Origin of the sequence: Halorubrum sp., assembly GCF_046498025.1 — an archaeon.
In the GTDB taxonomy this organism is placed as follows: domain Archaea; phylum Halobacteriota; class Halobacteria; order Halobacteriales; family Haloferacaceae; genus Halorubrum.
The window spans coordinates 56736-69024 of sequence record NZ_JAWOBM010000002.1 but is presented as its reverse complement, the minus strand read 5'-3'; the positions used below and the strand labels follow the sequence as shown (position 1 = coordinate 69024).

Genomic DNA, 12289 nt, shown 5'->3' with positions numbered 1-12289 from the left:
AGCCCGAAGGTCGCCTGGGACAAGGGCGAGCAGATCCAGTCGATCCCGGACGCCATCGGCACCGCGCTCCGGCGCTACCTGGACGACGAGATCGACAAGGGGATCCCGCAACAGCAGAGCCTCGACGACGTCGAGCGCGACCTGGCGAGCGAATCGACGAGCCAGACCGACGGCGGCGCGGTCGACGCCGGCGCGGCGACCGACGCCCCGAGCGCGAACGGGGCCGACCCGGCCGCCGACGACGCGGCCGACGCCGACGACGCGATGCAGGAGCTCATCGCGGCCGGCGAGTCGCCCGAGTGTCCCGACTGCGGCGGGATGAACCTCTACTACTCCGAGGGCTGCAAGACGTGCGAGTCGTGCGGCTGGTCGGAGTGTTAGACGGGCGAATCCGGCGCCGATAGGCGCCCGCGACGCGATCAGTTATTTTTGCACTCGCGTCGAGAGCGGCGTCGACGATCGATCGGAATCGTGATACCCGCAGGTAGAGAGAGACGGCGGCGATACCGACAAAAGGGAACTGAGAGCCGAAACGAACCGCGTCGACGGCGCGTCAGTCGTCTTCGAGCGCCTGCGCGATGCGCTGGAGCTGTCGGGTCGCGTCGCGGACCTCGTCGCGGAGCTGGCGCACCTCGCGCACGAGCTCCTCGTTACCGACCTGATCGCCGCCTTCCTCGCCGCGGGCGCCGGGGCCGCCGCCCATCCCCGGCGGGCCGCCCGCGCCGCCCGGCCCGCCGCCGCCCATCATGCCGGACATCATCTGCGCGAACGGGTTGCCGCCGCCACCGCCGCCCATCCCCGGCGGGCCGCCGCCGCCCATCATCTCTTCCGGGTCGGGGCGTTCTCCCTCCTCGCGCTCCTGTTCGCGTCGCTCGCGGATCTCCTCGACGCGCTCGCGGAAGGACTTCTCCTCCCCGTCGTCGTCTTGACTTTCGGCGTCGTCGTCGCCCTGATTTTCGGCGGCACTACCGCCCTGTTTTCCGGCGGCATCGCCGCCCTGTTCCTCGCCGTCGTCGGCGTCGGTGGTCTCGTCGTCTGCCATGGATCCCGGTTCGGTAGCCCGGGCGAAAAGGGTTGTTGCTCCGGCTCTCGACGGTGCGTTTATATCGGGGCGGTCGATCGCGGGCGTCGCTCGGCGGTGGCGCCGCCTCTGTCGTCAGGCTCGAACCGGGCGGTGGCAGTTCGGACACTCGGTCGTCTCCGCGTCGCGGCCGACCGCGGGCACGTGGTCGCCGCAGTTCGGACACCGGGTCCGGGTACGCGCGTACTCGGTACTCGACGGGACGGGGGACTGTTCGGTATCGTCGCTCATATACCCATGCTATTTCTTACCACACTAATAGCTTTCCACGATATCCCTAAAACGCCACAGAGGGGATTAAAACGGCTCGTGAAGCGTCGGTGGTGACGCTCACTCGTGTCCCGAGACGCGGACCGGTTCGTAGGGTTCCTCCAGCCACTCCACGTCGGAGGGGGAGAGGTGGATGTCGAGCGCCTCGACCGCGTCCTCTAAGTGCTCGACGCTGGTCGTGCCGACGATCGGCGTGTCCACCCACTCCTTGTGGAACAGCCACGCCAGCGCGATCTGGGCCATCTTCACCCCCTTCCCCTCGGCCAGTTCCGCGACGCGTTCGTTGACCGTCGGACCGCCGCCCTCGCGGTAGGGATGCGCGTAGAGGTGCTCTTCCGTCTCCCCGCGGAGCGTGGCGTCGACCGACTCGTGCGGTCGGGTGAGGTAGCCGCGCGCGAGCGGGCTCCACGGCATCACGCCGATGCCCTCTTTTTCACAGAGGGGGAGCATCTCGCGCTCCTCCTCGCGGTACGCGAGGTTGTAGTGGTTCTGCATCGTGGCGAACCGCTCGTACCCCTCGCGCTCGCTCGCGTGGAGCGCCTCGGCGAACTGGTGGGCCCACATCGAGGAGCCGCCGACGTACCGCACGTCGCCGCGGCGGACGGCGTCGTCGAGCGCCGCGAGCGTCTCCTCGATCGGCGTGTCGTAATCCCAGCGATGGATCTGATAGAGGTCTATCGTGTCCATCCCCAGGCGGTCGAGGCTGTTCGCGAGCTCCTGTTCGATCGCCTTCCGCGAGAGCCCGCCCGAGTTCGGGTTCGACTCGTCCATCTGGAAGTAGCCCTTCGTGGCGACGACGGTCTCCTCGCGGTGGCCCGCCAGCGCCTCGCCGAGGACGCGCTCCGACTCGCCGTTCGAGTACATGTTCGCGGTGTCGAAGAACGTCACCCCGAGCTCAAGCGCGCGCTCAACGATCTCTTTCCCCTCCTCCTCGTCGAGGACCCACTCGCGCCAGTCCGGGTCGCCGAAGCTCATGCAGCCGAGACAGATCTTCGACACCGTCATGCCGGTGTCGCCGAGGGTGGTGTACTCCATACCCCGAGCAGGCGGAGCCGGGACAAAAAACCACCCCGGGCGCGGCGGCCCGGGGCAGTGACCGACGACCCATCCGAACGCGCCCTCGAAGCTTTGTCGACGGAGTCCGTCTGATCCGCCGTGAGCGATCGACCCGCCCTGTGGCTGCTCGGCGACCAGCTCAATCCCGACCTCGACGCGCTCGGGGAGACCGACGAGGTGCTGCTTATCGAGGCGCACGGCTTCGCCGATCGGAAGCCGTACCACGCCCACAAGCTGACGCTCGTCTTCTCCGCGATGCGACACTTCCGGGACGAGCTCCGCGAGCGCGGCCACGACGTGACGTACCTGCGGGCCGAGTCGTTCGGCGGGGGCCTCGACGCGTTCCTGTCCGACCGCCCCGATCCCGCCCTCCGGCTGATGCGCCCCGCGAGCCACGGCGCCGGCGAGCGCCTCCGCGAACTCGTCGCCGAGCGGGGCGGGTCGCTGGCGCTGATAGAAAACGAGCTGTTCTGGACGACGCCTGAGGAGTGGCGGGAGTGGGCGGGCGAGCGGGATGCGGACGGGAGCGGGTCCGAACCGCTCGTCGGCGCGGACGGCACCGCCGAGCGCACCTACCGACAGGAGGGCTGGTACCGCCACGTCCGCCGCGAGACGGGCGTGTTGATGGACGGCGACGAGCCCCTCGGCGGCGAGTGGAACTACGACGACCTGAACCGCGAGACGCCGCCGGACGACTGGGAGCCCCCGGAGCGCCCGCGGTTCGAGCCGGACGGGCTCACCCGTGAGACGCACGCGTGGGTCCGCGACCGGTTCGACACCTGGGGCGCCGACGGGCTGGAGGCGTTCGCCTGGCCGGTCACCCGCGAGGAGGCCCTGGCGGCCCTCGACGCGTTCGTCCGCGAGCGGCTGCCGTCGTTCGGGCGGTACGAGGACGCGATGGTGACGGGCGAGCCGTTCCTCTCGCACTCCCTGTTATCGCCCGCGATCAACCTCGGACTGCTCGACCCGCGCGAACCCGTCCGGGCGGTGGAGGCCGCCTACGAGGAGCGCGGAGTCGAGCCGGGCGCGTACGACCCGGCCGACGACGCGGCGAGCGGCGGTTCGGAGGCGACCACGCTGGACGCGTTCGCGGAGGGCGGCGACGACGCTCCCGACCTGCCGCCGGTCCCGCTCAACGCGGCCGAGGGGTTCATCAGGCAGGTGATCGGCTGGCGGGAGTTCGTGCGTCACGTCTACCGGGAGGCGATGCCGGAGCTGGCGACGGCGAATCGGCTGGAGCAGTCCCGGGAGCTGCCGCCGGCCTACTGGGACGGCGAGACCGACATGACCTGTCTGTCGGAGGCCGTCGGCCACGTCCGCGAGTACGGCTACGCCCACCACATCGAGCGGCTGATGGTGCTGTCGAACTTCGCGATGATCTACGGCGCCGACCCCGCCGACGTGAACGAGTGGTTCCACCTCGGCTTCGTCGACGCGTACCACTGGGTGACGACGCCGAACGTCGTCGCGATGGGGTCGTTCGGCACCGACGTGCTCTCCTCGAAGCCGTACGCCTCCTCGGGGAGCTACGTGAACCGGATGAGCGACCACTGCGCGTCGTGTCCGTACGCGGTCTCGCGGACGACCGGCGAGGGGGCGTGCCCGTTCAACGCCCTCTACTGGGACTTCCTGAAGGAGAACGAGGACGCGCTCCGCGGCACCGGACGGATGGGACTGATGTACTCGCACGTCGATAAGAAAGACGACGAGGAGTGGGCCGCCATCCGCGAGCGGGCGGCGAGGGTCCGAGAACTGGCGGCGAACGGAGAGTTATAAGATACCGGCCGCGGTCCGACGTCGCGCTGCTACTCGCCGGCGGCGAGCCGCCGCAGCCGGGGGAGCGCCTGCTCGTACCCGAGGGCGACGACGCCGACGTACAGCGCGAGCAGCCCCATCCCGACCGCCCACGCGCCGAGCACGAGGTCGCCGGCGGTGGCCGCCGAGAGGCCGAACCGTTCGAGGACGATGCCGACCGCCGAGGCCGCGCCGGCCCCGGCGAGGACCGCGACCAGCTCCGCGAGTTCGACCGCGACCGCGGGTACTTCAACCATACGGGCTCGCGGCAGCCGCGGCTTATCACTCTTTCGGGAGCGGCGCGAGCCGGAGCGACCGAATCGAGGAGCGGCGATCGGCCCAGCGCGGCTACTTGAGGCCGAACGCGCGCATCGCGGTGTCGGCGACGCCCTTCGCGATCAGGCCGAGCCCCGCCAGCAGGAGAGCGATCCCGCCGCCGACAACGGGGTCGTACGCGGTCAACACGCCGATTGCGAGGAGGACGAGGAGCAGGCCGAGGATGCCGGTGCGTCCGAGCGCGTCGCGCATACCCCCGATCGCCGCCGCCGTGATTTAAGTAGGGCGCTTCCGTGCGGAGAGCGGCCCTTTTATTTCCGGGAGCGCGTATCACCGCGTACGCATGAGCAACGGAGACGGCGACGGTCGAAACGACCTCCGGATGCCCGACGACGACGAGGTGTTCGCGGAGGTCGTCGAGATGCTCGGCGCGAACCGGGTCCGCGTCCGCTGTGCGGACGGGAAAGAGCGGACCGCGCGCATCCCCGGGCGGATGCAGAAGCGCGTCTGGATCCGCGAGGACGACATCGTCCTCGTCGAGCCGTGGGACTGGCAGGACGAGAAGGGCGACATCGCGTGGCGGTACGAGAAGAGCGAGGCAGAACAGCTCCGCGAGGAAGGCCACCTGCAGTAGCGCGGGGATCGGACCGCCGGCGTCACGGGAGCGGCGTCGGCGCCCCCGCGAGACCGACGAGCGACCGGCACCCGCCGCACCGTTTTAAGTCCGAACGGCCCCGAACGAGCGTATGCTCCGGCTCGCGATGACGACCGACGCGGAGACGTTCGACCGAGTGCGCGAGCCGCTCGCGGCCCGCGGCGTCGCCGTCGAACACGTACGGGCGAAAGAGCGGTCGCTCCGCGTCTCGGGCGGCGATCTCGACGAGGACGGAGACCCCGAACGCGGGGAGTTCGACGGCTTCGACGTCGGCTTCGTCTACCCCTCGCGGCTCATGGAGGGCGCCGTCGTCGACGCGCGGCTGTCGGTCCCGTGGGTGAACGGCCGCGAGGCCGTCCTCACCTCGCGGAACAAGGCGGGCGTCCTCGCCGCGCTCGACGACGCCGGACTCCCGACGCCGCGGACGACGCTGGTGTCGAACCCCGTCGACGAGGCGGTCGTCACCGAGGCGGTCTCGTCGTTCTCGTACCCCGTCGTGGTCAAGCCGAACTCCGCGACCCGAGGCGTCGGCGTCGCGGCCGCCGGCGACCTGGACTCGCTTCTGGGCGTCGTCGACTACCTGAACCTCGTCCACGACTACCGCGCGACCGGCGACAAGTCGTACCTGATCCAGGAGTACCTCCCCGACGCGCGCGACTACCGCGCGATGGTCGTCGACGGCGCGTACGCCGGCGCGGTGCGCCGGGAGCTGCCGGCGGACGCTCGGGAGGCGGGACGGTGGAAGCACAACGTCCACCGCGGCGCCGAGGCCGCCGGCGTCGACCTCCCCGAGCGCGCCCGGGAGGTGGCCGAGCGGGCGGCCGACGCCCTCGGCATCGACTACCTCGGCGTCGACCTGCTCGCGACGGACGGCCGGCTCGTCGTCAACGAGACGAACGCGCGCCCGACGGTGGACGCCGCGACGAAGTACGAGCCCGACTTCTACGACCGGCTCGCGGGGCTCATCGAGCGAGCGGCGGGGGAGAACTGACCGGAGGAGATCCGCCGGCTACTCGAGGTCGATCGACGCGGAGTCGTCGTCGCGGTCGAACGTGACCTCGAGGATCCCGTTGTTGAACGTCGCGTTCGCGGAGTGCTCGTCGACCGGGACCGGGAGCTCGACCGTCTCGTCGTACTCCCGCCGGTCGGAGACCGCCGAAATGGTGAGCGCCTCGCCGTCGCACTGCAGGGAGAGCTCCTCCTTCGAGACGGCCGGGAGGTCGGCGACGAGTCGCACGCCGTCGTCGGTAGCGTACGCGTCCACGTGCGTCGCCGACCCGAAGCCGGCGTCCTCGGTCCCCGGTTCGCCGCCCGCCATCTCGTTCATCATCCGTTCGATCTCCGCGAAGAAATCACCGAACGGATCGTCACGGTCGTCTCTGTCCATACACCACGTGAGGGCGGTGACCCCGATAAGCTTTCTGTCGGTCGCCGTATTGGCCGACACGGCGCGGCGCGGGACGGTGCCCTCGGGCGAAAACCGGCGACGACGGTCAGTACCGATCGTAACGAAATCGAACGATAGTGACGATCTCAGGGCGACTCGGTCGGATTTAAGTATCTGCGGCTCACCTTTTTCGGATATGAGTAAATCATATCTCGCCGCGGCCGAGGACGTGAGCGACGACGAGGTCGTCCGAGTGGGGCTCAACGGGTTCGGTCGGATCGGTCGGAACGTGCTCCGCGCGGTGCTCGAGGAGCCCCGGATCGAGCTCGTCGGGATCAACGACGTGATGGACTTCGAGGACATGGCGTACCTCGCGAAGTACGACACCGTCATGGGCCGGCTCGACGGCGTCGAGCTCGAGGGCGACGCGCTGGCGATCGGCGGCACCTCCGTCCCGCTGTACAACGTGCAGGACCCCGCGGACCTCCCGTGGGGCGAGCTCGACGTCGACGTCGCACTGGAGTGTACGGGCGTCTTCCGGACGCGCGAGGACGCGAGCGGGCACCTCGAGGGCGGCGCGGACACCGTCGTCATCTCGGCGCCTCCGAAGGGCGAGGAGCCGGTCAAGCAGCTCGTCTACGGCGTCAACCACGACGAGTACGACGGCGAGGACGTCGTCTCGAACGCCTCCTGTACGACGAACTCCATCACGCCGGTCGCGCAGGTGCTCGACGCGGAGTTCGGCATCGACGCCGGCACGCTCACCACGGTCCACGCCTACACCGGCTCGCAGGCGCTCATCGACGGCCCGAAGGCGAAGACGCGCCGCGGGCGCGCGGCCGCCGAGAACATCGTGCCGACCTCGACGGGCGCGGCCGGCGCGGCGCAGGAGGTCCTCCCGCAGCTCGAGGGGAAGATCGACGGGATGGCGATGCGCGTCCCGGTCCCGAGCGGCTCCATCACCGAGTTCGTCGTCAGCCTCGACGAGACCGTCACCGCCGAAGAGGTCAACGCGGCCTTCCGTGACGCCGCCGACTCCGGCCCGCTCGCGGGCGTCCTCGGCTACACCGACGACGAGGTCGTCTCCAGCGACATCGTCGGCCTCCCGTTCTCCAGCTACGTCGACCTCGGGTCGACGAACGTCATCGCCGGCGGGAAGCTCCTGAAGGTCCTCACCTGGTACGACAACGAGTACGGCTTCGCGAGTCGGATGCTCGACATGGCCGCGTTCGTCACGGACGAGTCGTAAGTCGTCCACCGCGGTCGGCGCCTCTCGCAGTACCGCCGCCCGGAGAACCACCGCTTAAATACTTCATCGACGACGGTTCACCCATGTCCGACTTCGACACCATCGACGACCTCCCGGCAGACTCGCGCGTCCTCGTCAGGCTCGACCTCAACTCGCCGATCGAGGACGGAGAACCGCAGGACAACCGCCGCTTCGAACGCCACGCGGAGACGGTCCGCGAGCTCGCCGACGCGGGCCACCGCGTCGTCTGTCTGGCTCACCAGGGCCGCCCCGGCCGCGACGACTTCACGTCGCTGTCGGGCCACGCCGCGATCCTCGCCGAGCACGTCGGCCGCGACGTCGCCTTCGTCGAGGACACCTACGGCGAGGCGGCGCTGTCCGCCGTCGACGCGCTCGGCGCGGGCGAGGTCCTCCTGTTGGAGAACACCCGGATGTGCGAGGACGAACTTCCCGAGGAGTCGCCCGAGGAGAAGGCCGACACCGAGTTCGTGACGACGCTCGCCCCCCACTTCGACGCGTACGTCAACGACGCGTACTCCGCGGCCCACCGGAAGCACGCCTCGCTGGTCGGGTTCCCGCTCGCGCTCCCCGCCTACGCCGGCCGCGTGATGGAGACGGAGTACGAGGCCAACACCGCCATCGCGACCCGCGAGTTCGACGGTCCGGTGACGATGGTCGTCGGCGGGACGAAGGCGACCGACGTGATCGGCGTGATGGACGCCTTAGACGACCGGGTCGACCGGTTCCTGCTCGGCGGCGTCGCCGGCGAGCTCTTCCTGCGCGCGGCGGGCCACCCCGTCGGGCGCGACGTCGGGGACATGGACCTGTTCGACGAGCAGTGGGAGGGGAACCGCGAGCTGATCGAGTCGGTCCTCGCCGAGCGCGGCGACGCGATCCACCTCGCGACGGACCTCGCGTACGAGGGGTCCGAGGGCGAGCGCGCGGAGGTCGCCGTCGACGAGATAGACGAGAAGGACACGGGGTACCTCGACGTGGGCTCGGAGACGGTCGCGGCCTACGAGCCGCTCGTCCGCGAGTCCGACGCGGTGTTCGTGAAGGGGGCGCTCGGCGTCTTCGAGGACGAGCGGTTCGCCGACGGCACCGTCGGCGTGCTCGAGGCCATCGCCGAGACCGACTGCTTCTCGGTCGTCGGCGGGGGCGACACCTCACGCGCGATCGAGATGTACGGGCTCAGCGAGGACGACTTCTCGCACGTGTCGATCGCGGGCGGGGCCTACATCCGGGCGCTGACGGGCGAGCCGCTGCCGGCCGTGGAGGTCCTCGAGGAGGCGGCCGAGCGGCAGTAAGGCGGCGGCCGAGCGGCGGTGAGGCGGCGAGGCGCGAGGTTCGGCGGGCGATTTGAGCCGACTACTCCTCGTTGAGATCGAGGTCGAACTGCTCGTTTTCGGTCACCGCGTTGAGCACGACGCTCGTGTTCGACTCGCGGATGTCGGCGTCGGTGAGGATCGCCTTGATCTGGTCGTTCATCCCGTCCGTGTCGGTGAACTTGCCGATGGCGATCACGTCGTAATCGCCCGTGACCTCGTAGACGCTCACCATCTGTTTCTCCTGCCGGAGCTTCTCCGTGACGTCGGGGAGCGCGCTCCCCTCCACCTTCAACTGGAGCACGGCAGTCACGTCGTACCCGAGCTTGTCGTAGTCGACGATGGGAGTGTATCCCCGGATCACGCCCTCGTCCTCAAGATCTCGGAGGTGATTCGAGACGGTCGTTACGGACACGTCGAGTTCGTCGCCGAGGCTTCGGAGGCTGGCGCGACCGTTGCTGAGAAGGGAGTTAACGAGTTTGGCGTCGAGGTTTTCGTACGTCATCACACCTAACCACGCGCTCAGGGGTTTATAATTTTACGAACGTCCAGCAGTATTGCCACACTGGCGGTTCATGCACCAAGCGATAAGGCCTTTATACTGGCAGATAACTACTGAAGCGTCCAGAACATGACGGACGAACACGCGAAAGCAGACGGCGGCCTCTCGGCCGAAGAACAGGCGGTACTCGACGAGATCGACGAGGAGAACGTCGACTTCCTGCGGCTCCAGTTCACCGACATCCTCGGCGTCGTGAAGAACGTCTCCGTGCCGGCCCACCAGGCGGAGAAGGCGTTCACCGAGGGGATCTACTTCGACGGCTCCTCCATCGAGGGATTCGTACGCATCCAGGAGTCCGACATGCGGCTCGTCCCCGACCCCGACACGTTCGCGGTGCTCCCGTGGCGCAGCGACGGCGACGGCGACAGCGGGGCCGCGCGGCTCATCTGTGACATCGTCGACACCGACGGCGAGCCGTTCGCCGGCGGTCCGCGTCAGGTGCTGAAAAGCGTCCTCGCGGAGGCCGAGGAGATGGGCTACTCCGTCTCCATCGGTCCGGAGCCCGAGTTCTTCCTGTTCAAGACCGACGACGAGGGGAACGCGACGACGATCCCCCACGACAACGGCGGCTACTTCGACCTCGCGCCCAAGGACCTCGCGAGCGACGTGCGCAAGGAGATCATCTTCACCTTAGAGGAGATGGGCTTCGAGATCGAGGCCTCCCACCACGAGGTCGCCGAGGGGCAACACGAGATCAACTTCAAGTACGACGATGCGCTCACGACCGCGGACAACATCGCGACGTTCCGCGCCGTCGTCCGCGCGGTCGCGAGCCAGCACGATCTGCACGCGACGTTCATGCCCAAGCCGATCGCCGACATCAACGGCTCGGGGATGCACAGCCACATCTCGCTGTTCGACGAGGACGGCAACGCCTTCGCCGACGACGACGACGAATTCAACCTGAGCGAGACGGCCTACCAGTTCATGGGCGGCATCCTGAACCACGCCAAGGCGTTCACGGCCGTCACCAACCCGACCGTGAACTCCTACAAGCGCCTGGTGCCCGGCTACGAGGCGCCCATCTACGTCGCGTGGTCCGACACGAACCGCTCGGCGCTCGTCCGCGTCCCGGACGCCGCGGGCGTCTCCGCCCGGTTCGAGGTCCGCAGCCCCGACCCGTCCTGTAACCCCTACCTCGGGATGGCGTCGCTCATCGCCGCCGGGCTCGACGGTATCAAGACCGAGGCCGGCCCGGGCGAACCGGTCCGCGAGGACATCTACGAGTTCGACGACGAGAAGCGCCAGGAGTACGGCATCGAGACGCTGCCGCCGAACCTCGGCGCCGCCGTCGAGGCGCTGGAGGCGGACGAAGTGCTGCAGGACGCGCTCGGCCCGCACACCTCCGAGAAGTTCGCCGAGGCGAAGTCCCAAGAGTTCAGCGAGTACCTCACCCAGGTCTCGCAGTGGGAAGAGGACCGCTACCTCGAGACGTTCTGAGGCGCGGTCTCGGGTTGCGGTTCTCTCGGTTCCCCGATTTCGGGTTGCCCCTTTATCCGCGTTCGGTTCGCTCGTTTTCGGTCGATCGGGCATCCGTCGACTCGCAGCGGTGCCGTCGGTCGTTCACCCGGCTGAGAGCGGTTACCACCGCCAGCGTCTCGACCGCTCGCCGGCGCGACCGATTAGAAATACGTCATCCGTGACCGCCGTTCGAAACGGCCGCTCCCGCGATCCGATCCGGCAGCGCCGGCAGCGCGACGACGGCGACGACCGCGGCGGCCGTCGCGGCCAGCGTGACGACGATCGAATCGGCGAACGCGTACGCGCCGACCCAGAGCGCGCCGGTGACGGCGAGCGCCGGAACGGCGACCCGTACCGGAACCGCGGACTCGTCGCCGGGGACGAGCCGCCAGCCCACCGCGCCGCCGAGGCCGGTGGCGATCCCGATCCCGGCCTCGACGACCTCTCCGGCGTGTCCGCCGGCGAACGCGACGCCGGCCGCCGCGAACGAGACGACCCCCGCCAACAGGAACGCCGGGACGGGGTCGAGCGCGGTGGTCGGATCCGCGCGCGCCGACCGGGTGGAACCGCCGCGAAACCGCGGGTCGCCGGCGAGCCACAGCGTGCCGACGACGACGACGCCGCCGAGGCCGAGTCCGGCGAGCACGTCGACGAGGTAGTGGACCTCGATGACCACCCGCGAGGCGGCGACGGCGACGGCGACGAGGCCGGCCGCGAGGATGCGCTTCCGTTCGGTCCACGCGCGGTCGTACAACAGCGCCATCGCGCCGTAGGCGGCCGCGCCGCCGGTGGCGTGCCCGCTCGGGAAGCCGAAGCCGTCGGAGAGCACCTGCGCCTCGTACCACCCCGAGAGGAGCCCGGGGAGCCACGTCGGGACGGCGGCGGGGCCCATGGCGCCCGGCGGTCGGGGGACGGCGAACCACGCCTTCCCGAGCGCGACGGCGGCGTACGCACAGGTGACCGCGGCGATGGCGGTCGCGCCGGCCCGGCGCGGCGAGGCCGCGATCCGGTGGCCGGCGAACCAGTAGGTGACCGCCAAGAGCCCGAAGAGGAACCACGGGTCGGCGAGGTGGGTGACGGCCGCGAAGGCGACGACGACGAACTCGGGTAGTGCGTCGACGAGGACGATCTCGCCGACTCCCCGATCAGCGGTAACGAGTCTGGTCACGGATC

General features: G+C 69.5%; 14 protein-coding genes and 1 pseudogene. 7 read left to right on the top strand and 8 right to left on the bottom strand.

Going from position 1 to position 12289, the window contains the following annotated elements; genetic code table 11:
- Positions 1 to 381 (top strand): annotated as a pseudogene (locus tag R6U01_RS00455) (ribonucleoside-diphosphate reductase, adenosylcobalamin-dependent); the annotation flags it as partial.
- A gap of 172 nt (positions 382 to 553) precedes the next feature.
- Here R6U01_RS00455 and R6U01_RS00450 read toward each other — a convergent pair.
- The 3 genes from R6U01_RS00450 to R6U01_RS00440 all read right to left on the bottom strand — a co-directional run bounded on the left by R6U01_RS00450 (position 554) and on the right by R6U01_RS00440 (position 2386).
- Complete coding sequence (locus R6U01_RS00450) at positions 554 to 1042, bottom strand: hypothetical protein (RefSeq protein WP_410284489.1); 489 nt, start codon at positions 1040 to 1042, stop codon at positions 554 to 556.
- Positions 1043 to 1156: 114 nt separating this feature from the next.
- Entirely contained in the window at positions 1157 to 1312 is a 156-nt protein-coding gene (locus R6U01_RS00445) for a hypothetical protein (protein ID WP_410284488.1), read from the bottom strand.
- 99 nt (positions 1313 to 1411) lie between these two features.
- On the bottom strand, positions 1412 to 2386 hold the full coding sequence (locus R6U01_RS00440; protein ID WP_410284487.1) for an aldo/keto reductase: 975 nt from the start codon (positions 2384 to 2386) through the stop codon (positions 1412 to 1414).
- Between the two features lie 120 nt (positions 2387 to 2506).
- Between R6U01_RS00440 and R6U01_RS00435 the strand changes: the two genes are divergently transcribed.
- Complete coding sequence (locus R6U01_RS00435; RefSeq protein WP_410284486.1) at positions 2507 to 4183, top strand: cryptochrome/photolyase family protein; 1677 nt, start codon at positions 2507 to 2509, stop codon at positions 4181 to 4183.
- 29 nt (positions 4184 to 4212) lie between these two features.
- On the opposite strand, the gene R6U01_RS00430 is transcribed toward R6U01_RS00435, so the two are convergent.
- Together R6U01_RS00430 and R6U01_RS00425 are read right to left on the bottom strand one after the other, a co-directional pair.
- The gene (locus R6U01_RS00430; protein ID WP_410284485.1) at positions 4213 to 4458 is read right to left on the bottom strand and encodes a hypothetical protein; all 246 of its coding nucleotides are present in this window, start codon (positions 4456 to 4458) and stop codon (positions 4213 to 4215) included.
- 91 nt (positions 4459 to 4549) lie between these two features.
- Entirely contained in the window at positions 4550 to 4729 is a 180-nt protein-coding gene (locus R6U01_RS00425; protein ID WP_410284484.1) for a hypothetical protein, read from the bottom strand.
- 91 nt (positions 4730 to 4820) lie between these two features.
- Here R6U01_RS00425 and eif1A point away from each other — a divergent pair, with 91 nt between their 5' ends.
- Positions 4821 to 5111 (top strand): translation initiation factor eIF-1A, encoded by a 291-nt coding sequence (gene eif1A / locus R6U01_RS00420; protein WP_094527997.1) that lies wholly within the window; start codon positions 4821 to 4823, stop codon positions 5109 to 5111.
- Positions 5112 to 5223: 112 nt separating this feature from the next.
- On the top strand, positions 5224 to 6123 hold the full coding sequence (locus tag R6U01_RS00415; RefSeq protein ID WP_410284483.1) for a RimK family alpha-L-glutamate ligase: 900 nt from the start codon (positions 5224 to 5226) through the stop codon (positions 6121 to 6123).
- A gap of 18 nt (positions 6124 to 6141) precedes the next feature.
- Here R6U01_RS00415 and R6U01_RS00410 read toward each other — a convergent pair whose 3' ends face one another.
- Positions 6142 to 6519, bottom strand: a complete 378-nt coding sequence (locus tag R6U01_RS00410; RefSeq protein WP_410284482.1) for an Hsp20/alpha crystallin family protein — start codon at positions 6517 to 6519, stop codon at positions 6142 to 6144.
- A 196-nt stretch (positions 6520 to 6715) separates the two neighbouring features.
- Here R6U01_RS00410 and gap point away from each other — a divergent pair, with 196 nt between their 5' ends.
- The gene (gap, locus tag R6U01_RS00405) at positions 6716 to 7768 is read left to right on the top strand and encodes a type I glyceraldehyde-3-phosphate dehydrogenase (protein WP_410284481.1); all 1053 of its coding nucleotides are present in this window, start codon (positions 6716 to 6718) and stop codon (positions 7766 to 7768) included.
- 83 nt (positions 7769 to 7851) lie between these two features.
- Complete coding sequence (locus R6U01_RS00400; RefSeq protein ID WP_410284480.1) at positions 7852 to 9075, top strand: phosphoglycerate kinase; 1224 nt, start codon at positions 7852 to 7854, stop codon at positions 9073 to 9075.
- Between the two features lie 61 nt (positions 9076 to 9136).
- Here R6U01_RS00400 and lrp read toward each other — a convergent pair whose 3' ends face one another.
- Positions 9137 to 9598 carry an HTH-type transcriptional regulator Lrp gene (gene lrp, locus R6U01_RS00395; protein WP_410284479.1) on the bottom strand — a complete coding sequence of 154 codons (462 nt, stop codon included), beginning with the start codon at positions 9596 to 9598 and terminating at the stop codon, positions 9137 to 9139.
- A gap of 126 nt (positions 9599 to 9724) precedes the next feature.
- On the opposite strand from lrp, the gene glnA reads away from it, so the two are divergent.
- Complete coding sequence (gene glnA, locus R6U01_RS00390) at positions 9725 to 11095, top strand: type I glutamate--ammonia ligase (protein WP_410284478.1); 1371 nt, start codon at positions 9725 to 9727, stop codon at positions 11093 to 11095.
- 193 nt (positions 11096 to 11288) lie between these two features.
- Here the strand turns inward: glnA and R6U01_RS00385 are convergent, their stop codons facing one another.
- On the bottom strand, positions 11289 to 12284 hold the full coding sequence (locus R6U01_RS00385) for a phosphatase PAP2 family protein (protein WP_410284477.1): 996 nt from the start codon (positions 12282 to 12284) through the stop codon (positions 11289 to 11291).
- Between the last annotated feature and the right edge of the window lie 5 nt (positions 12285 to 12289).